Genomic DNA, 19,277 nt, shown 5'->3' with positions numbered 1-19,277 from the left:
CGAGCGAATCCCCCCATTTCCTTTGTCGAGCACGGCGCGTACCGTTCCCTTTGCGTGCATTCGGCGCCCGCGTGATCAGGAACGGCACAGCGCAGGTATGGCGCGCTTGGCAAATCGGGCGAGGAGGGAGGCGATTCGAGGGCGCCTTCCATTGACACGGCATTTCCTCACCCAAGGAAACGATCGAGGTGAGCCATGAGAAGCCGCATGGGTGGGACGATGCTGGCCTGCATGATCGGAATGATGTGCAGTTTCGTGGGGGCCTCGGCGCGCGCCGAGGAGCGGGGCGCGCCGAGGAGCGAGGCGCGCGCGGGGACCTCGGAGGCCCGAGGCACCCTCGTCGCCGAGCCGACGATGTGCGCGCGGTGCATGCGCGGGTGTCTGCGCGGCGACTATCGATGGTGGCCGTTCAATTGCGAGACGCTCTGCGCGGTCCTTCTGTGCAGGCCCGAGCACAGGGTCGGCGTCGACGTGGAGGCGACGACGCGCTCGGTTCAGCCCTGATTCGGGTCTTTTTGCAGGGCGGCCGCCGAGCCTCGGAACGCGGCGTTGCCCTGGAAACACGTGACCGAAGCTGCCCCGTTCGGGCCTCGCGGATGGTAACGCGACACGTCGACGGGCGCCTCGCGCACCGTGGTCCCCGCGGGCGTCGCGACGTATGCCGTGAGCGCGTGGGTCACGTCGTCGGCAAGCAAGCGGGTCGAGAGGACCTGGAAATTGGCGCTCCACGAGCCGTCCTCGGCGAGGTGGCACCATCCCTCGGCGATCGAGAGCGGGGCAATGACGTCGCACACCGCATCCGGCGGCGCTCGCATCTCGCATGCCCGGCCTGCGGGGGTGATCTCGATGCAGGGTTTGCCGTCGAGGAAAAGCTCGATACGATCGGGGTTTTCGCCGCCGGGAATCGCGCCGGGGGCGTCGAAGCGGACGCCGAGGCTCGTGAAGCAGTGGGCGCCCGGCACCTCGGCGTCGCGGACCGGCTGGGCCTGGGAGGCGAACGAAATCAGCAAGATGGCTGCGGCGGCGCCGCGCGTTCCGTGTTCGTACATGTCCCCTCGGCATACCAATTTCCATGCCGGTTCCGTCCGAAGGACACTGCGCGCTCCTTCCATTTGACAGGCAGGCGTCCCGGCGCTTTCATCCCGCGGCTGGAACACGAAGATGCCCGATACCGCCTTGCAGCTTCTCCCGTACGACCAGATCAAGCAGCAACTCGACACGGGCGCCGTCGCGTGCCTCGCGTCCGCGAGCCCCGAGCTCGTGAACGCGCACCTGCCGGTCATTTCCTACAAAAAATCCACGATCACGGTCGAGCTCTCGTTCCAGAGCCTCCCCAAGGAGGCGTTTTTCCCGACCGTCGACGTGCTCGCGCAGTACTTCCGGTACTTCTCGGAGTTCCGCCGCAGCTATTTCGGGGTCACGGTCGTCGCCGATCACCACAGCCCCTTCGATCGCCGGATGGCCGATCGTCGGAAACCGGGCGAGGGGCCCGAGCTCCCGCCGCCGATGAAGGTGACGTTCCGGTTCGATCCGAAGGGGCACGGCGCGATTCATTTCGAAAAAGAGGCGCTCCTCCTGCAAGAGGAGGTCAATTGCATCCTCGACGTCCTGCGCAAGTATGCCTTTCATACGGGCGACGCGGCGAACGCGAGCTCGCCCAAGCAAAAGCTCGCCGAGCTCGGCGCCGTGGTCTTCGAGGCGAGCCCCGCGTTCTCGGAGGACCGCATCGCCGGCTACGAGCGCACGAAGCGCGAGGTGCGCGAGACCATCGTGCTGCCGCTCCTCCACCCCGAGATCTTCATGGCCGTCGGCGAAATGGCCCGCACGCGGCCGGGCGCGAGCGTCCCGCGCGCCGTCCTGTTCGAGGGGCCGCCGGGCACGGGCAAGACCACGATGGCGCGCGTCATTGCGAGCCAGAGCGGGATCCCGCTCGTTTACGTGCCCGTCGAGTCGATCATGAGCAAATGGTTCGGCGAGTCGGAAAAAAGGCTCGACGCGATCTTCGACCGGGCCGGCGCGCTTTCGCGGAGCATCGTCTTCCTCGACGAGATCGACGCCTTCGCCGGCTCGCGCGAGCGGGCCATGCACGAGGGGACGCGGCGCATCCTCTCGGTGTTGCTCCGCCAGATGCAGGGGCTCGTCGATACGAGCAACGTGGTGGTGATTGGCGCGACGAACCGCAAGGACGACCTGGATCCGGCGCTCCTCAGCCGGTTCAACCTCTTCGTCCATTTCCCGCTGCCCGACGCGGAGGAGCGGGCGGCCATCCTCGCCTATTATGCGAAGCACCTCGGCCCGGAGGAGCTTCGTTCGCTCGCGGAAAAGGCCGAGGGTCGGTCGGGGCGTGAGCTCGAGGATGCGTGCGGCGTGGCCGAGCGGATGTGGGCCTCGCAGATCATCGCGACGAACGCGAGCGTGACGCCGCCTCCGGTGGAGACGTACGCCACGGCGTTCCGGCTGAAATTTCGAGGGTCGGGGGGAGGCGGGGCTACTTGACCTTCGGGCAGGCCGCGAGATCGGCTTCTTTGAATTTCTTGCCGTTCTCGATGTCCTTCTTCGTCTCGTCCACGTTGCCCTGCGTGGCGTCCTTGACGGCCGCCCAGGCGGCATCCTTCGCGGCGAAATCGGTGAACATCGCGAGGGCGCTCTGCTCGAGCTCGAGCTGCTTCTGGAGCGTGGCGATGTAAGTGTCGTCGGCCTGCGTGAGCGCCCCGCAGCCGTTCTTGAGCTGCTCGAGCGTCACGCTCGCCGGGTCCTTCTTGTACTTGTTCACGAGCGCGTCGTACGCCTCAGCGGCCTGCGTGCGCGTGCCCATGGCGATGACGCCCGCGGCGAGGCGCTGGTTGCGCACGAGCTCGTACTGCGCGAACGCGATCGGGGGTGGCGCGCCCTGGAACAGGCCGTCACGCGCGGAGCTCACGAACATGAACGTGTAGGGGACCGTGAGCTCGGTCGACGTCGTCTTGAGCGGGAGCGCGGCGACCTTCGGCTGCAGGCACGTGGCGACCTGCGTGCCGTTCGGGTCCGTCGGCGGCTTGATCGTCACGGCCGGCGCGCTCGTCTGCGTGAGCTTGACCTGGGCCGTGAGGACCACCGGATCCGCGCTCTTCCACGGCGCATAACAATCGCAGAAGCTGCCCTGCACGAGCCGGATCGTGCCGGCCACGTCGGAGGCTTCGCTGACGCCCATCTTGACCGAGGGCATCACGCTGGCGATGTGCTTGTATTGCACCTCGGCCGTCACGTTGCTCGCGGCCGTGGCTTTTTTCTCCCACTCGGGGGCGGTCGCGGCGAACTTGTCGACGGCGGCCTTGATGCATTGCTCGCCGGTGGGCGTGATGTTCTGGCCCGTGATGGCGTGCGCGAGCTTGCCGCCCGAGAGGGTGGTCTTGAGGGCGAGGCTCGTCTCGTCCGCGGGGCCGCGGTTCTTCGGGTCGACGAGGCATTCCATGACGAACGGCCGGGCCGCGACGAGCAGGCCGGTGAGCACTTCGCTGTTGATCTTCTCCGGCAGGGCGGGCGCTTGCTGGAAACAAACGCCGAGATCGACGGGGTTGGTGTTCACGATGCGCTGTTGCGTGGAGACGGGGCCCGTCGGGCCGGCGCCCTGGCCGGTCTGCGATGCGCCACCACACCCGAGCCCGAGGCCGAGGGCGAGGAGCGGTAGAGCTTTGCGGAGATGGATCATGACTTCTTCCAGGTGGTTTTACCGGCGTCCTGCCGGCGGGCGCGGAGCTTAGCGGAAGGGCTTGGCGGGGCACAAGCGTGGCGGGCATGGTTTTTCCGGCTGCGGGAGAGCTCGGACGGATCTTTTTCAGGAACCCTCGCGGTTCCTCGGGCGTCAGAGGTCTTCGGCCCGGCTGCCGCTGGGTGGATCGGACGGAGGTTCGGGCATGGACGAGCGCGAGGGCAGGGGGCAGGGCGAGGGGCCGGCGGGCGAGACGCGGAAGGCCCACGGCAGGGCCGGCGTCGCGCGGATCGCGCTCGTCCTGGGCGCGGCGCTCGCGGTCGTGGCGGGGCTCGAGTGTGCGCCTTCGCGGAGCACGAGCGGGAAGAAGCTGCCGGAGGCGCCGATCATCACGGCCGAAGAGCGCCCGCGCTTTCCGCGCAGCCCCCACGCGAACCCGCGCTGGTCCTGGCCGGGGATGGCGCAATTCCAGACCATGTACGATCAGGCGGAGCGCCAGGCCAAACCCATTCGACTCGTGTACGGCCGACTCGCAAAGGACGTGGACGGGCAGCACGTGGAGGTAGAGCGATCGATCAAGGAGTCGGGGCGCGCGGCGCCGATCGCGGCGAGGCTTTCGGCGTGGGCGAAGGACGGCGCGTTCGACGAGTATAACAGGGTCACGGCGACGCAGATCCTCGCGCTGCTCGAAGATGACGCGGCGCTCGCGGACGAGGCGTCGCTTTCGGAGATCGCGCGGTTGTGGCTCGCGTGGCATCGCGCGAAGAAGTAGTCTTTCCGGTCATGATCGCGATACGTCCGGCCCTCGCCCTGCCGTTCGTCCTGCTCATCGCTGCCTGTTCCGCGGACGGACAGGGTTCGTCGCCGGCCACAACGAGCAGCAGCGGAAGCGGAGGCGGAGGCGGTAGCGGAGACGGAGGCGGCGGCGGAAGCGGCAGCGGCGGCGGCGGAAGCGTGCCCGAACCGTCCGGTGCGATCCGATATCCGCACGGCCTGCGGCATTCGCCCCTCTCGAAAGCCGTCGTCGAGCGATGGAAAGGCATTCTCGCCACGAGCCCTGGCCGTACGACCGTCTTCGCCAAGGTCGGCGATTCGAATACCGTCAATACCGGATTCTTGACGTGCTTCGGCGGCAATGACATCCAGTGGGGCCCGAGCGCCGCCCTCGAGCCCACGCGCGCGTTTTTCGGGAAAGACCTTGCTGATGCGGCGAAATCCTCGTTCGAACGGACGACCCTCGCTGCGAAGGTCGGTTGGTCCTCGGGGGCCGTCCTCGCCGGTGATCCCTCGCCGCTCGCCCAGGAGATCGCCGCCATCACGCCTGCTTTCGCCGTCGTCCTGCTCGGCACGAACGATACCTATCCGCAGGGCGTCGAGCCTTTCGCGCAAAATCTCCTCCGCGTCGTCGACGAGCTCGCCGCGGCCGGCGTCGTCCCATGGCTCACGACCTTGCCCCCGCGCGACGATACCGACGAGGCCCGCGCGCTCGTCCCCGAGATGAATGCGATCGTCCGCGCCGTGGCCCAGGCCCGACAAGCGCCGCTCATGGACCTCTTCGGCGCGCTCGCCGAGCTATCCGAGTATGGCCTCGCCGGCGACGGCATTCACCTGGAATCGTTCGCGCAGGGCGGCGTGCACGCGTGCTGGTTCGACGCCGCGGGCCTCGGCGAGGGGATGAACCGGCGAAACCTGCTCACAATCGAGGCGCTCGATCGCGCCCGGCGTTTCCTGCTCGAAGGCGAGGCGCCCGAACCGCGGCCGAAGGATCTCGCGGGGGAGGGGACGTGGGAGAGCCCCTTCGAGATCGACGCACTCCCCTTTGTTGACGATCGCGACACCGCCGCGAGCAAGACCTCGATCGCGAATGTGTATTCGTGCAGCCCCGTTGACGAGGGCGGATCCGAGGTCGTCTACCGGCTCACGCTGACCGAGCCGACGAACCTGCGCATTCGCGTGTTCGACGCCGCCGGCGTCGATATCGACGTGCACTTCATGGAGGATCCGGGCGGCTCTGGGCTTTGCGTCTCGCGCGCCGACAAGGTGCTCGACGTGAACGCAGGGCCGGGGACCTACTGGATCTCCGCGGATACCTACGTGAGCGCGTCCGGGCCTTTGCCCGGGCCCTACCTCTTGACCGTGGTCGCGGTCGACTGAACGGGCGAATCCCCGGCCCCATCGGCCAGGCTCGTGATACGCTCCGCGTCGATGGCCCTCGTTGCCCATAGGCCCGTTCCCATCACGACCGTCGGACCGTCGAAGGGGGGAACGACCGTTTTTCGTCACGCTGGAAAGCTCCACGTTACGTGCGTGCTCAAGGCCACGTTCCAGTTCGTCTCCGGCGCGCCGATGCAGCCCGTCGCCCCGGAAGAGCTGTTCCGCGCCGAGATGCACCACCGCGACAACCCAACCCGCAGCATTCGCGCCACGAGCGACATCGTACCGCACCTGCCGCGCGTCGATATCGTGCTTTCCGGGCACGCCTGCGCGCCCGCGGGGACCACCGTGACCCGGCAGGCCGTGCGCCTCGCCGTCTTCCATGGCCACGCGCTGCTCGACAAGACGCTGCACGTCTACGGCGATCGCAAAGGCGCCGAGATCACGCCCTTCGACAAGATTCCCCTCGTGTACGAGCGCGCGCTCGGTGGCATCGGTTTCCGGCCGAACCCGCACGGGACGGGGAAAGCGCCCGGATCCGCGCCGCCGAATGTGGTGTATCCGACGGACGGGAGCCTCGTCGCGGGATTCGGGCCGATCTCGCGCGCGCTTGCGCAACGAAAATCGCTCCTCGGCTCGCTCGCGCCCATGGCGCTCGATCATCCCGTGCCGGAAATTCCGGCCGATTTCGATTGGACGTATTTCCAGTCCGCGCCGCACGATCAGCAGATCGAATCGCTTGTGGGCAACGAATGGATCGTGCTCGAAGGACTGCACCCGGAGCATCCGCGGATCTCGTCGCGCCTGCCCACCGCGCGGGGGCTCGTGACGCTCTTCGGTCTATCGCCGGGCGCGCCCGAGGCGGCGCGCACCCTTGCGATGCGGCCCGACATCCTGCGCATCGACGCCGACACGCTGCGGTGCTCGCTCGTTTGTCGCGTCGTCGTGCCCCTCGACGACGAGCGGGCCCTCGGCACGTTGCGGATCGCGGGCGGCATCGAGACCGAGGGCCGCCCGCTCGCGCACCTCTTGACCCCGCCGCCAATGCCGGAAAAGAAAGGGCAACCCCTGGTCACCACGGTCGACGACCTGGCCACGACCACGGCCCGGAGCGATACGTGGTCGCGCGGCGAGAGCGAATCGACGATGGTGCTCGAGGATATCGTGCCGAGCTCCGAGCCCATTCCATTTGCGCAAAGGCGTCCTCAAAACCAGTTCGAAGGGACGTTCGCCCTCGACGGGGACGCGGCGGTCGCCGCGCAGCACAAGCCCGCGATTCCGTTTGCAGGCGGGCCCAAGACCACGTCGCCCACGGCTGCGGGGGCTCCCATTCCGGGCGCGCCCTGGTCGGGGGGGCCCGCCGAGGTCGCACCGATGCCGATCGTCGAAGAAGTGACGCGGGCGCTCTCGTTCACGGCCGATTTGGCGAATCTCCATTTTTCGGGGGCGGCCGCCGAACCGCCGCCCCCGCCGCCGAGCGCGCGCGCGCCGAGCCCCGAGCCGGACGCGCCGAAAGCAGCTCCGGCTGCGGCGGCTCCCCCGGAGCCGCCGCGCCCCGCGCGGACCGATCCGTGGGCAGAAAGCCCGAAAGAGCCGAAGGTCGAAATCCCCAAACCCCCGCCGCCGCGCATCCCGCCGAAGCCGGCGGTCAACAAGTCGCTGTACGGCGGGTTCGGGCCGCCCAAGAAAAAGAGTTAGTCAGGACAGACGGGCGCGGGCCGCGTCACACGCGGCCGCGAGCCACGCGGGGCCGAATTCGCCGTCGAGGACGAGATCGGGCTCGACGCCGACGCCGTCGATCGCAATCCCGCCCGGCCCCGTGGAATGCACGGCCGTGCGATAAGCGAACGAATCCTCCTCGCCCGGGACGAGGCGCTGCGCGCTGCCTTTTCCGTGGGTCCGCTGGCCGAGGACGAGGGCGCGGCCGTGCGCCTTCAGCGCCGCAGCGAGGATCTCCGCGGCCGAGCCCGTCCCACCGTCGACGAGCACGACGAGTGGCATCGTGTACGCCGCCGGCAATGCGGCGCGGCGAATGAGCTCGTCCCCTTCGGCGTCCTCGATCCGGACGATCTCCGCGCCCGCGTCGAGGAACGTCGCCGCCCACGCGACGAGCGCGTCGACGTCCCCGCCCGGGCAGCCCGCGAGATCGAGGACGAGCGCCCGCGCGCCTTCGGCTTCGAGGTTTCGCGCCGCCACGTGAAAGCGGCTCGTGATGTCCGTCGTGACGAGCGCGACCCGCACGTATCCGATTCCGTCGTCGAGCATCGCGGCCGCGAGCGGCGCCGTGCCTGCGCGGCCGAGGATGGCGTCACCGAGAGCCGCGGCGCGTGTGGCCGAGACGCTGTCCGGCGAGGCTGCGGCCGGGGATTGTGCGTATCCGTAAAACACGTTCACGGCGCTCGGGACCACGACGGCGCCGAGGGCGTTGTTCCCCGTGTTGCCCATCGTCGGGCAGGTCAGATTGATCGCGGGCATCTTGTCGACGAACACGATCGGATTGCCCATGATGTACTTGCCCGGGCCCTTCACGGTCCAGTGCGCCGTGCCGGCCTCGTCGCCGGAGGTCATGGCGATCATCGATCCGAGGTTCAGCGCGTGGACGCCCGAGACCTTGACGATCGGCGAGAACACCGAGGCCTGCGCGTTCATCGCGATGTTCGGATACGGAATGGGGACGGGGCCGACCGGCGTCGGCGTGAGGCAGACGTCCGGAAACCCGAAATTCATCCCGGCGCCACGGTTCGATGCAGGGAGCATGGCAGAGCGCCTCCTAGCCCAGGTGGACTTCCTTGCCGTTGATCGAGACTTTTTCCTCGGTGAGTATCGTCGCGCTCTTCGCCTGCGAATGCATCGAGCCCTCGACGACCGTGTGCGTTTGTCCCGCTTGCACACTGAGGAGCTCCGTGACGCGCTGGCGCAGCGTGGTGAACGCGTGGACGACCTCCGAGGCGATCGTGCGGATCTTCTTCGAGGTCACGGAGAGCTCGGGCGCGGCGATTTCGACCCCGCGATCCGCGGCGATCCGGAGCGTCCCCGCGGCGCGCAATTCGGCATCGGCGGGGAAATGCAGGACCGCGGGGCCTCGCGCGTGCACGACGCCGATGATCCAGTGGCCCTCGGCGTTCCCGATGACGAGCACCTCGTCGCCGGGGACGGGTTCGTATGCATACGCGAGGGCGAGGCGCGCGTGGACCTTGCCGCCTTTTGGCAGGTCGATCTCGATTTCGGCGGGGCGGACGGACGCGACCGTCGCCGGGCCGAGGTAGAGGCCCTTGTCCGCGGTTTCCTCGAAACGCAATCGCGCTACGTTCGACATGGGGTCTCCTTCAAGCTCCTTCGCGCGGCGGGGGCCTGTAGGCCTCCGCTTCGAGCCGGTCGACATCGGTGCGGCGGACGCCGAGCAGGTTCGCGCCCACGAAGAGCGCGCCCGAATCCCGGACGTTGTGCAGGTTGGCGTGGGAGAGGTTCGTCGTGGAGAAATCGGCCTCGCGCACGTCGGCGTGGGAGAAGTCGGCGTGGGAGAGCTTCGCCCCGCCGAAGATCGCGCCTTTCGCCTTCGAGCGCACCCAGAGCGTCTCGCGCAGGTCCGCGCCGCCGAAATGGGCGAAGCCCGCCTCCGCCCCGGTGAACGTCGCATGCCGGAGCCGCCCGCCGGTAAAGCGCGCCCCCGACGCCGCCGCGTCCCCGAAAAACGCGCCTTTCGCTTGCAACCCCGAGAGATCCGTCGTTTCCAGCCGCGTGCGCGCAAAGCAGGCCTGCGTGGCCGTGGCATTCGTGAGCTTCGCGCCGGACAGATCCGCGTCCGTGAAATCCGCATGCGTAAAATCGCAGCCGGCGAGGTTCATGCCGCGGAGGTTCGATTTGAAGAACGAGCAGCGGTGCATGGAGAGGCCCGCGAGGCGCAGGTTCCGGAGATCCATGCCGCCGAAATCGACAGTCTTCCACGTCGTCCGCTCGATCTTCGCGCCTTCGAGGTTCGCCTCGCGGACGCTCGCGCCCCACAAGAACGCGTGCGAGAGCACCGTCCCCGCGAGGACGGCTCGATCGAGCTGGGTCATCACGAGCCGCGCGCCTTCGAGGTTCGCGCCGGAGAGGTCGGCCTCGGTGAGCGCGGTCATTTCGAGGTCTTGCCCCGCGAGGTTGACGAGCACGAGCTTGGCGCCCTGGAGGATCGTGCGCTTCAAATTCGCGCCGGCGAGGTCCGCGCCCGTGAGATCGCAGCCCGAGAGATCCGTCATTTCGAGGTTCGCCCCCGAGAGGCGCGCGTCGCGCAGGCAGACGCCGCGCAGCGACGCGAAGAAGAGGTCTCGGCCCGCGAGATCCGCGCGCTCGGCCTCGCCTTCCTCGGCGGGGAGCGTGGTCCCATCCTCGCGGAGCCGATCCCGCGCGCTCAGGATCGCCTGGTCGAGCTGGCACTTCGAGAGCGACCTCGGCAGCCTCGCGCCGCGCAGATCGGCCTCGCGGAAGATCACCATGTCGAGTGTCGCGCCCTCGAGGTTTGCCCGGACGAGCTTCGCGCCCGCGAGGACGGCCTGCTCCAGGCGAGCGCCGCCGAGGAGCGCGCCCGTGAGGTTCGCCCCGAGGAGGGTTGTCCGGACGAGCACCGCGCCCTTCAGATCGGCGCCCGAGAGGTCGGCGTCCTCGAATACGGCCTCCGTGAGATCCGCGCCCGCGAGGCGCGAGCGCGCGAGGTTCGCCCGCGACATCGCGGCGTTTCGCAGATAGGCCGAGGTGAGGTTCGCGCCCTCGAAGCTCACGCGGAGGAGCCCCGTGTCCTTCAGGTTCGCCCCCGAAAGGTCGGCATCGGCGAACGAGGTCTCGACGATCCGCGCCTCCGAGAGGTCGGCGCCGCGCAGGATCGCACCGTCGAGCCGCATCCTCGTGAGCTTTGCTTTCGCGAGCCGCGCGGCGCCGAGGTCCTGCCCGCGCAGGTCGACGCCGTCGAGCGAGGCGCCTTCGAAGTTTTCCCCCGAGCGGAGGCGTGCGGCGAGCTCGGCCGGGTTCACGCGCCACGCTCCAGGGTGGAACGCTTCAGGTTCGCGCCGTTGAAATCGGCGTCCTTGCCCTGCGCGGCGGTGAAATTCGCCTCGTAGAGGTTTGCCTTCACGAACTTCGTCCGGCTCACGACCGCCCTCGAGAAATCAGCCTGGAAGAAATTGGCCTGTGTCGCGTCCACACCCTCGAGCTTCGCCTTGTAGAAACGTGTCCCGGGGAGGTTTGCCCGGACGAACGAGGCCGCGGTCGCGGAGACGCGGGTGAAAAACGAGCCCGGGAGATCGGCGTGGGAGAGATCGGCGTCTTCGAGGTTCGCGCCTTCGAGGAGCACTTTCTCGCCGAAGCAATCCGCGAGCGAGGCAAGGACGAGGTGCGCGTCCTTGAAGCTCGCGCCCGTGAGCCGCGCGCCCGTGAGCCGCGCTTTCCTCCCACGAAGACGCGACAGGAGCGCGGAGACGAACGAGGCACGCTCGAACGAGGCGCCCTCGACCGTGGCCTCGGTGAAATCGGCGTGATCGAAATCGGCGCGCTCGGCGCGGGCGCCCGCGAGGTTCGTCCGCGTGAAGATCGCATAAGGGCTGCTCGCATTCGCCAGCGTGGCGCCTTCGAGGTCGGCGTCCTCGAAGAAAGCGGTTTCCAGGGACGCGCCCGTGAAGTCGGCTCTCTTTCCGCGGACGCGGGCGAGGTTCGCGCGCCGGAGGTCCGCGGAGGCGAGGCGTGCGCCTTCGAGGTTCGTCTTGAAGAGCACGGCGTCACGCAGGTTCGCGCCCGAGAGATCCGCGCCGGAGAGGTCGGCGCGCGTGAGGATCGCGCCTTCGAGGTTCGCGCCGCGCAGATCGAGGCCACGCAAATCGCGCCCCGTGAGGTCCTGCTCGGAGAGATCCCGCCCCGGCCCGGGTTCGTCCGTCGAAATGGGGCCCGTCGGCGGGCGGTAGGCAGGATCGAGCGTCTGCCAGCGGGGATCGTGGGGGATGGCCTCGAGCGCGGCGAGCTTGGCCGAGAGCTCTTCGCGTTTGTCCCCGGGGATGTCCTTGTCCGCGAGGGTCTTCTTGACGTTCTCGACTTCTTCGAGCACGCCGCGCATGGTTTTGCGCAAGCCTTGCGGCGGCAGGACGCCGGGCTTCCGGACCATCATGGCGGGCGGCTCGTCGTCCATGGCGGCTGCTGCCTTCGCGAGCTCGGGCTCGATGTCGCGGTGCCCCTTTGCCTTTTCGCGCGCCTCCGCGATGCTCTTTCCGACCTCCTCGACGATGTTCGCGCCGAACGCGCCGAGCTTCTGATCGATCTTCGCCGAGATGGGGTCGAGATCCGTTCGCAAGGGGGGAGGCTCGCCGCGGCGCTCGGCCTCTGCGCGGGCGATGACGTCGGCGAAGTTCGGCGGCAGGGCCGCGGCAAACCCGACCGGATCCTTCTCGAAGGCGAGCAAGAGGTCCCGGTAATGCGCCTCGGGCAGGGGCTTCGTTCCGAGCTGCTCCTGGGCGACGAGCATCGTACGCACGTCCTCGAAATCGTGCTCGCGCACCTCGATCACGCCGCGGAACGTCAATTCGAGGACGTTGCGATCGAGGTCGGCGAGCAAGGTGTCGAGCGACATCGGCACTTCGCGGAACCGGCCGGCATCGTCCCGCACGAAGGCGCGGACACGCGTGCCGGGTAGGCGCGTGCGCAGCGTGGGCTCCGTGGGGGAGAGGTTCTGGAAGAGGAGCTCCTCGTCGCCGCGAAGATACCCGGGGAGCTGCTGATCCGGGGGCGCGGCGTGGAAATGGGTCCAGTCGAAGTCCTCGGCGTAAAACGGGGCGCGTTTGTCCTGCCAGGCCTTGCCGTACTCCTTGCCGATCTTGCCAGCGCGAGCCGGCCACTGGGCACTCACGGGGCCAAACCCCGCCGGGACCGGGCGATCGCCGCGGCTCCGGACCGGTTGGTCCGGGTACTCCACGCTCGGCAGCTCGTCGCCGAGCCCCTTGCCCGAGGGGTTGTCGGGAAAACCGATACCGCCGAAGGCGTTCGCCCAGGTGAGCGGCAATTTCGTGAAGCCGAGCGGGGCCGAGGGGACGGCGCCCGGCAGTTTGTCGGACCAGGCGCGCCGCCCGACGACCCGGAGCGTCTTCGACCAGCCGCCGACCGCGAACCGGACGAGGCACTCCGTCAAGGGGATCCCGCCGGCCGCGTGGCAATGGCCCTTGAGGAGGACCTCGGCATTCAGCTTGAAATCGGCGAAGTCATTGGGGAAGAGGCATTCCCCCGTGCGCTCCTCGTCATGGTCGGCAAACGTTTCTCCCGAGAGGAACCGCTGATCGATCGGCTGCTCGACGACGGTGAGCGCGCCGCCGGGCCCGAGGGCGTACGTCGCGCGAACGACGACGGTCATCTCCGGCTGCGGCGGACGTCGCGAGGTGAGCTTCGTCCCGACGAGGAATGGGGTGAGGTTTTTCGTGAGCATCGATGCGCGCCCGTCCGGTCACATGCCGATGGCGACCTGCATCCCCTGGAGATGAATGGCGAGCGCCGTGAGCTTCTCGTCCATGCTCATCCGCTTGTTGATGAGGGTCGTGTGGAGCCGGTCGAGCGTCGTATCGAGCTCCTTCAGCTTGACCTTCTTCTTCATCGAGTCCGTGTCCTCGTGCGTGCCGAACTTCCACTCGAAGCTGTTGCCGACCGTGACGATGCGCTTTTTCGCAACCACCTCGACCTCGCCGACGAGCGCGGCGACGCTCACGCTGCCCTTCACGGCGATGAGCTCCACGTCCCCCTGCGCCGCGGCGAGCGTGAGGCTACCGAGCGTGCCCGCGATCGTGGTCTCCATCTGCACGCCGACGTTCGTCAACGCGTTCGAAGTGACGAGGGTCGTGAGGCTGTTCGACGCCACCGCGTACGTCTCCTCGTGCATGGCCGGCACGGGACGGTCGACGCGGCCGGTCTTGGAGGTGATCGTGCCGTCGCAATACGTGGTTTCGCTGATGCTCAGCTTGACGTCCGTTGTCGAGCTCGTCGTGTCCGCGTACGTCTCCTCGTGGATCGAGGGGATCCGCACGGTCGAGCTGCCGGTGTAGCTCTCGATCTTGCTGGCCCAGGTCCTCTCCACGATCGCGGGGTTGCCGTAGGGTTTTTCGAGCTCCTCGTGCCACTCCACGGGCGACTCCGAGCCGATGACGGACTCCTTGTGGTTTCCGTACCAGTGCTCGTAAAAGTCGCCGGCGTAATCGCTGGTCTGGCAGAAGTTGTTCGTCGTGTTCTCGAGGTGCCAGGTGCCGCGTTGCCCGAACATGCCGGGCCGGAACTCCACGCGTACGCTCGCGCCAGGCATCGAGGCCGGGCCGAGGTCCTGGACGTGGCCGCCCGAGAGATCCCAGCCACCCGCGCCCTCGGGGTTGTCCTGGCGGCTCATGACGACCATCTTGTAGTTGCCGCGGATCACCTCGACCTTGTCGCCGTAGGTCGTCGAGATGCGATTGCCGTCGGTATGATCCCACCAGCCGCCGCGCGTGAGCAGCGCCGCGCTGTGCTCCATGCGCTCGGACCTGGGGCGTGATTGCCCCTCGAGGTCCGTCGAGCTCGACCGCGGATCGCCGATGCGCTGATCGTCGAGGAAAACGCCCCGATCCGGCTCCGTCAGGACCTTGCCATCCTTGTCCGTCAGGATCTTGCCGTCCTCGCCCCTCAACGGGATGCTGCCGACGCCAGTGTTGTCTGTGTTGACCTCGGCTCCAAACTCATCCTCTTCCGGAGCCGGGCCGCCCTGGACCATCGTGACCTCGAGGGCCACCTTGGCGAGCGCGAGCGCGCGTTTCGCCGCTGGATCGTTTTCGGGCGACTGGTGGAACGCGCCGAGCCGCAGGAACGAGCTCATGGTCTCGTCCTTGCGATCACCCGTGGGAATTTTCCTCGAGTTGGGATCCTCTTTATCGGCCAGCACCAGCGGGCCAGGCTTGAGTCCCACCGTATCAACAGCGAAATCGGGCACCGAAATCAGAAGATACTTGCCCTCCGCCGAGACATCGTCCGCCATGTGCTCGCGCCTCCTACGGAGGAGACGCTAACAGAGCGCTCATCCGGCTGTAAAGCTATGAAGTCGAATGATCAGCTCGACATGCGCTCGCATGCCCGCCGGAGCTCTTCGAGTTTCTCGGATGACAGATGCAGCGTGATGCGATCTTTACGATCCCCGTCGCGGTAGCCGAGCGTGAGGACCGCGATCTTCGCGGCCCCCGTGTCGCCGCGACTAGAAGCGAGGACCGCGTCGACCCGCCATTCGATCGATTCGACGACGGCGCCGTGATCCGTGAGCGTATCCCGTAAGGCGCCTGCCCCGATGGCCGAGCGTACCGCGTCGTACTTCGAGAGCAAAATGGGCGCGATCACCGCGGCTTCCGGCGAGAGCGGGCCGCCCGCGAGGCCGACGACGTCTTCCTCGAATCGCGAGCGATCGAGGCCCCGCGCGCACGCCTCGCGCACGAGGAAACGCGAGGCTTTGAGCGCGCGGGCGAGATCGTCCCGCGGGGCCTCGAAGGCGCGCGCGAAGGTATCGAGCGCAGACTCGACCGAGGCCGGCAGAGGATCGGGCAGCGCCGGGCCGAGCGCGTCCCAGAATCGCGCGCGGGCTCGCTCCGGCAGCCGCGCGAGGGTCTTGAGATCGGCCGCGATCGCCTCGGGCGCGGCTTTGCCACCGAGGCAAAACAAGGGGAGGGTCATCAGCTGCTCTTGATCAACGCGTCCTTCATCTCGATCAGAATCCCCGTCGCCGTCTTGATACGGTGCGCCGGCGCAGAATTCGCGGCCACAGGCGAGGGCGTGAGCGCATTGGGCACAGTGTGCAGGATGATGGGCCGGTCCGGATCGCCGTCGATGAAACCAATGAGGACCTCGGTCCCGGGCTTCAGGGGATGATGATGCCCGTAATTCTGGCCCGAGTGCGGCTGCGCCATACGAATACGACGCGAGACGAATTGTCGGTCGCCGGTTTGCGACGTGTCGAACATCATGCGGACGAGGTAACGGCCCTCCTCGTCAATGCGCGCGAAGAGGCTCTCCGTACCTTCCATCTCGTGCGCCACGACCCCGTTGATGATGCCGTGGATCCGGGGCTTCGGCGTGACGCGCGGGGGCCGGAAGGGAATGGAGCTCTCGATGGCGCGGAAGGTGTTCGTATAAGGAATCTCTTCCCTGCCGCCGAAGATGGCCACCGGATGACGCGCTGCGTGCTCGATTTCGGTGACGACGAAGGTCACGTCGCCGAGCTTGGGGTGCCCTTCGAGCGTGAAGCGGCCGCCCGCGCGGATCCAGCCGAGATCACTCTCCAGGCTGAAGACGCGGTGCGTCGCCTCGGTCTCCTGGGCGCGGATTTTTGCGAGCCGCGCAGCTTCCACGGGCGTCTTGCAATGGGCGCCGTACTCGACGAGACCGCCACCGAGCCCGGACGGCGCGTCGGCGCTGCCCGTGGGATCGACGAGCGGTATACGATAGTTGTAATCGTGCACCACGTGGGCCCGGGGTACGAGGCGCGTGGTCGCTTCGATGTGGTAGATGTCACGGCGCTCGCCGCGCGACCGGAACACCGCGTGGTCGTGGCCCGGCGCCACGGGAAAACCCTGGTTGTCGTCCGTGAAGACGATCTTGTCGCGGTCGCCGTCGTGCTCGAAGAAAAACGTGATGCCCTCGTGTTCGGCGAGGCGCGAGACGAACGCGAGGTCGGTCTCCCTGTACTGCACGACGAACTCGTGCTTCGGGTACGTCGCGGTGAGCCGCATCTCCACGTCGTCCCCGCCGAGCCCCACGAGCTCGAGTTTCTTCTGGATGATCTCGGGGACCGAGAGCTCCATGAAGATCTCCTGCGTTCGCACGAGCGAGAGGCGATGAGCGCGCGGGACGAGGAGCAGGTCGTACGAACAGGTGTTCGCCTCGGTGTCGAAGCGGTCGCGGATCTCGGCGATCATGCCGTGGATGCGCCGTACGTCCTGGCCCTGTACGTCGAATACGAGCGTCGCCATCGCGCCCTCGACGAGGGCGAGGTCGAGCCCCGGGGGCTTCGTACTGGCGACGCCGATCGAGAGCGCGAACGGCTTTCCGAGCGATTCGCGTCCCGAGAGCTCGAAAACCTGCAAATCGTCGCAGGGGAAATCGTCAGACTCGATCCGGAGGTGCACGAGGTCGTCGGGCATGGGGAGAGGACAACAAATGGCGGCGTGACCGTCAAGACAAGATGGGTGGGGCATTCAGAATGCCTCTCCCCGACGGCGTGGCAGTCGTGTTAGCTTCTCGTGCCGCCCCGATCCCGGGGCCTTTCGCGCGGGACGACGTCATGAGCGCCTCAAGAACCAGCAATCTCTCGGTCGAGCTCGCCTCGGGCGATGGCTTCGATGTCCGCGAGTTCTCGGTGAGCGAGAAGATCTCGCAGCTCTTCGAGGTGCGCCTCGTCGCCCTCAGCGACAACCCCAACGTCGATTTCGAGGCCATCGTCGGCCAGCCGGCGCGCTTCGTGATGCACGGCGGGCACGGCGAAGGCGGGCAGCCGCGGATCTGGACCGGCATCTGCAACGAGCTCGAGCAGCTCGGCGCGGAAGAGACGGGCCTGTCGTCGTACAACATCTCGATCGTGCCCACGCTCTGGCTCGCGACGCAGCGCCGGAACCACCGCATGTTCCAGCAGCTCTCGGAGCCCGACATCGTGGTGAAGATGCTCTCCGAGTGGGGCATCGAGCCCGTCCTCAAGATCGACAAGGGCGCCTACAAGAAGCGCAAGTACCGCGTGCAGTACGCGGAGACCGACTACCAGTTCATCAGCCGCATGCTGGAGGACGCGGGGATCAGCTTCTACTTCGAGCCGTCCGAGGAGGGGTCGAAGCTCGTGCTCTCGGACGCGCCGCAGTCGAACGCGGCCCGCAAGCCGATCGCGTTCCGAGACAACCCCACGACGGCCGATCGCGAGCACGTGACCGTGGTGCGCATGGCCCGCAAGGTGCGCCCCGGCAAGTACACGATGCGCGACGTCGATTACCGCAGGCCGCCCTCGTACAACCTCGCAGCCACGGCCTCCGGCGCGGAGATCCCGCTCGAAGACAAGCTCGAGCGGTTCCACTACACGCCGGGCGCGTTCCTGTTCGGCGCGGAGAAGGGCGACGACACGCCCTCCGCCGACGACAAAGGCAAGGCCCGCACGGACGAGGCCGAGGGCGCGAAGCTCGCCCAGAAGCGGCTCGAAGCGAAGCGCGGCAGCGGGACGGCGATCTCGTTCCAGACGAACGTGCTCGACCTCGGGCCAGGCGTGGTGACGAGCTTCCTCGATCACCCGCGCGCGGATCTCGCGTCGGACAAGCAACTGCTCATCATCGCGTCGCACATGGCGGGCACGTCGACGGGCGAATGGACGCACCATTGCGAGGCGAAGAGCACGAAGATCCCGCACCGCCCGAAGGCCGTGATGCAGCGGCCGAAGGTGAACGGCGTGGAGAGCGCGACGGTCGTCGGTCCCGCCGGCGAGGAGATCCACTGCGACGAGTTCGGCCGCGTGCGCGTGCACTTCCACTGGGATCGCGAGTCGAAGATGGACGACAACAGCTCGTGCTGGATCCCGGTGAGCCAGCCCTGGGGCGGCGCAGGCTACGGCGGCATGAACCTGCCGCGCATCGGGCAGGAAGTGCTCGTCGACTTCCTCGGCGGTGATCCGGATCGGCCGGTGATCGTGGGCCGCGTGTTCACGAACCTGCAGAAGGTGCCGTGGAAGTTGCCGGACAACAAGACGCAGAGCGGTCTGCGTTCGAACTCGACGGGCGGGAGCGGCGGCTACAACGAGATGATGTTCGAGGACGCGCTCGGCAAGGAGCTCGTCCGTTTCCAGGCCGAACGCGACTACAACAAACTCGTCAAGAACGACGAGAACACGACCGTCGGCAACGATCGGACGAAGGTCATCCAGCGCAACGAGAACGTCACGATCGGCAACGATCGGACGAAGACGGTGAAGGCCAACGAGACCATCAGCATCGGCAAGAACCTGATGAAGTCGGTTCAAGCGAGCGAGCGCGAGGTGACGGGCATGAACCGCAGCGTCGTGGTCGGCGTGAACCGCTCGACGCAAGTCGGCGGGATCGACTCGACGATGGTCGGCGGGACGCACTCGGTGCAAATCGCGCCCCCCGGCGAGGGCGGCGGCGGGGCGACGACGGCGCACGTGATGGAGCACGACAAGATCACGCTGGGCACGCCAGGCGGCGCGAGCATCACGCTCGAAGGCAACAAGGTGACGATCACGGCGACGACGATCGAGGTCGCAGGCTCGGGCGTCGTGAGCGTGACGTCGTCAGGCGGCGACGTGATCATCAAGGGCGGCCCGATGGTCAAGATCAACACCTGAAGGATGCGCGCGCGGGGCTTTGCCCCGCACCCCAGCAGGGGGCTGTCCGCCCCCTGCACCCCGGACCAGGCACGGCCTGGACCGAGGGCCGAG

General features: G+C 67.7%; 15 protein-coding genes. 6 read left to right on the top strand and 9 right to left on the bottom strand.

All coding sequences use genetic code 11. The features are described from left to right. Positions 1-195 precede the first annotated feature (195 nt). Positions 196-504 (top strand): hypothetical protein, encoded by a 309-nt coding sequence (locus tag KEG38_RS46435; RefSeq protein ID WP_272427260.1) that lies wholly within the window; start codon positions 196-198, stop codon positions 502-504. Here KEG38_RS46435 and KEG38_RS46430 read toward each other — a convergent pair. Next, positions 495-1,049 carry a hypothetical protein gene (locus KEG38_RS46430; protein ID WP_272427258.1) on the bottom strand — a complete coding sequence of 185 codons (555 nt, stop codon included), beginning with the start codon at positions 1,047-1,049 and terminating at the stop codon, positions 495-497. The genes KEG38_RS46435 and KEG38_RS46430 overlap by 10 nt on opposite strands. Before the next feature lie 112 nt (positions 1,050-1,161). On the opposite strand from KEG38_RS46430, the gene KEG38_RS46425 reads away from it, so the two are divergent. Continuing rightward, positions 1,162-2,496 carry an ATP-binding protein gene (locus KEG38_RS46425; RefSeq protein WP_272427256.1) on the top strand — a complete coding sequence of 445 codons (1,335 nt, stop codon included), beginning with the start codon at positions 1,162-1,164 and terminating at the stop codon, positions 2,494-2,496. Here the strand turns inward: KEG38_RS46425 and KEG38_RS46420 are convergent. Then, complete coding sequence (locus KEG38_RS46420) at positions 2,489-3,688, bottom strand: hypothetical protein (RefSeq protein ID WP_272427255.1); 1,200 nt, start codon at positions 3,686-3,688, stop codon at positions 2,489-2,491. The genes KEG38_RS46425 and KEG38_RS46420 overlap by 8 nt on opposite strands. Before the next feature lie 205 nt (positions 3,689-3,893). Between KEG38_RS46420 and KEG38_RS46415 the strand changes: the two genes are divergently transcribed. From KEG38_RS46415 to KEG38_RS46405, 3 genes are read left to right on the top strand one after another with little or no spacing between them, the layout of a single operon-like run. Further along, positions 3,894-4,460: a hypothetical protein gene (locus KEG38_RS46415; protein ID WP_272427254.1), complete on the top strand. Its 567-nt coding sequence runs from the start codon at positions 3,894-3,896 to the stop codon at positions 4,458-4,460. 11 nt (positions 4,461-4,471) lie between these two features. Then, complete coding sequence (locus tag KEG38_RS46410; protein ID WP_272427253.1) at positions 4,472-5,842, top strand: SGNH/GDSL hydrolase family protein; 1,371 nt, start codon at positions 4,472-4,474, stop codon at positions 5,840-5,842. A 51-nt stretch (positions 5,843-5,893) separates the two neighbouring features. After that, positions 5,894-7,540 (top strand): DUF2169 family type VI secretion system accessory protein, encoded by a 1,647-nt coding sequence (locus tag KEG38_RS46405; protein WP_272427251.1) that lies wholly within the window; start codon positions 5,894-5,896, stop codon positions 7,538-7,540. On the opposite strand, the gene KEG38_RS46400 is transcribed toward KEG38_RS46405, so the two are convergent. From KEG38_RS46400 to KEG38_RS46370, 7 genes are all read right to left on the bottom strand, one after another. Beyond that, a complete protein-coding gene (locus KEG38_RS46400) occupies positions 7,541-8,599 on the bottom strand; it encodes a S41 family peptidase (protein ID WP_272427250.1) in 1,059 nt (352 codons plus the stop codon). Between the two features lie 13 nt (positions 8,600-8,612). Continuing rightward, positions 8,613-9,158: a DUF3540 domain-containing protein gene (locus tag KEG38_RS46395; RefSeq protein ID WP_272427248.1), complete on the bottom strand. Its 546-nt coding sequence runs from the start codon at positions 9,156-9,158 to the stop codon at positions 8,613-8,615. A 10-nt stretch (positions 9,159-9,168) separates the two neighbouring features. Further along, positions 9,169-10,848 (bottom strand): pentapeptide repeat-containing protein, encoded by a 1,680-nt coding sequence (locus KEG38_RS55875; RefSeq protein ID WP_272427247.1) that lies wholly within the window; start codon positions 10,846-10,848, stop codon positions 9,169-9,171. After that, positions 10,845-13,277 carry a DUF2169 family type VI secretion system accessory protein gene (locus tag KEG38_RS46385; protein ID WP_272427245.1) on the bottom strand — a complete coding sequence of 811 codons (2,433 nt, stop codon included), beginning with the start codon at positions 13,275-13,277 and terminating at the stop codon, positions 10,845-10,847. Before KEG38_RS46385 ends, KEG38_RS55875 begins: the two co-directional genes overlap by 4 nt. 18 nt (positions 13,278-13,295) lie before the next feature. Further along, positions 13,296-14,843, bottom strand: a complete 1,548-nt coding sequence (locus KEG38_RS46380) for a hypothetical protein (protein ID WP_272427243.1) — start codon at positions 14,841-14,843, stop codon at positions 13,296-13,298. A 71-nt stretch (positions 14,844-14,914) separates the two neighbouring features. Then, the gene (locus tag KEG38_RS46375) at positions 14,915-15,526 is read right to left on the bottom strand and encodes a COMM domain-containing protein (protein ID WP_272427241.1); all 612 of its coding nucleotides are present in this window, start codon (positions 15,524-15,526) and stop codon (positions 14,915-14,917) included. Beyond that, positions 15,526-16,992, bottom strand: coding sequence for a type VI secretion system Vgr family protein (locus KEG38_RS46370; protein WP_272427239.1), 1,467 nt, complete (start codon positions 16,990-16,992; stop codon positions 15,526-15,528). Before KEG38_RS46370 ends, KEG38_RS46375 begins: the two co-directional genes overlap by 1 nt. Positions 16,993-17,132: 140 nt before the next feature. Between KEG38_RS46370 and KEG38_RS46365 the strand changes: the two genes are divergently transcribed. Further along, positions 17,133-19,184, top strand: a complete 2,052-nt coding sequence (locus KEG38_RS46365; protein WP_272427238.1) for a type VI secretion system Vgr family protein — start codon at positions 17,133-17,135, stop codon at positions 19,182-19,184. Positions 19,185-19,277: the final 93 nt, after the last annotated feature.

The organism is Polyangium jinanense, from assembly GCF_028435265.1.
GTDB lineage: Bacteria > Myxococcota_A > Polyangia > Polyangiales > Polyangiaceae > Polyangium > Polyangium jinanense.
This window is presented reverse-complemented; position numbering and strand designations above follow the sequence as displayed.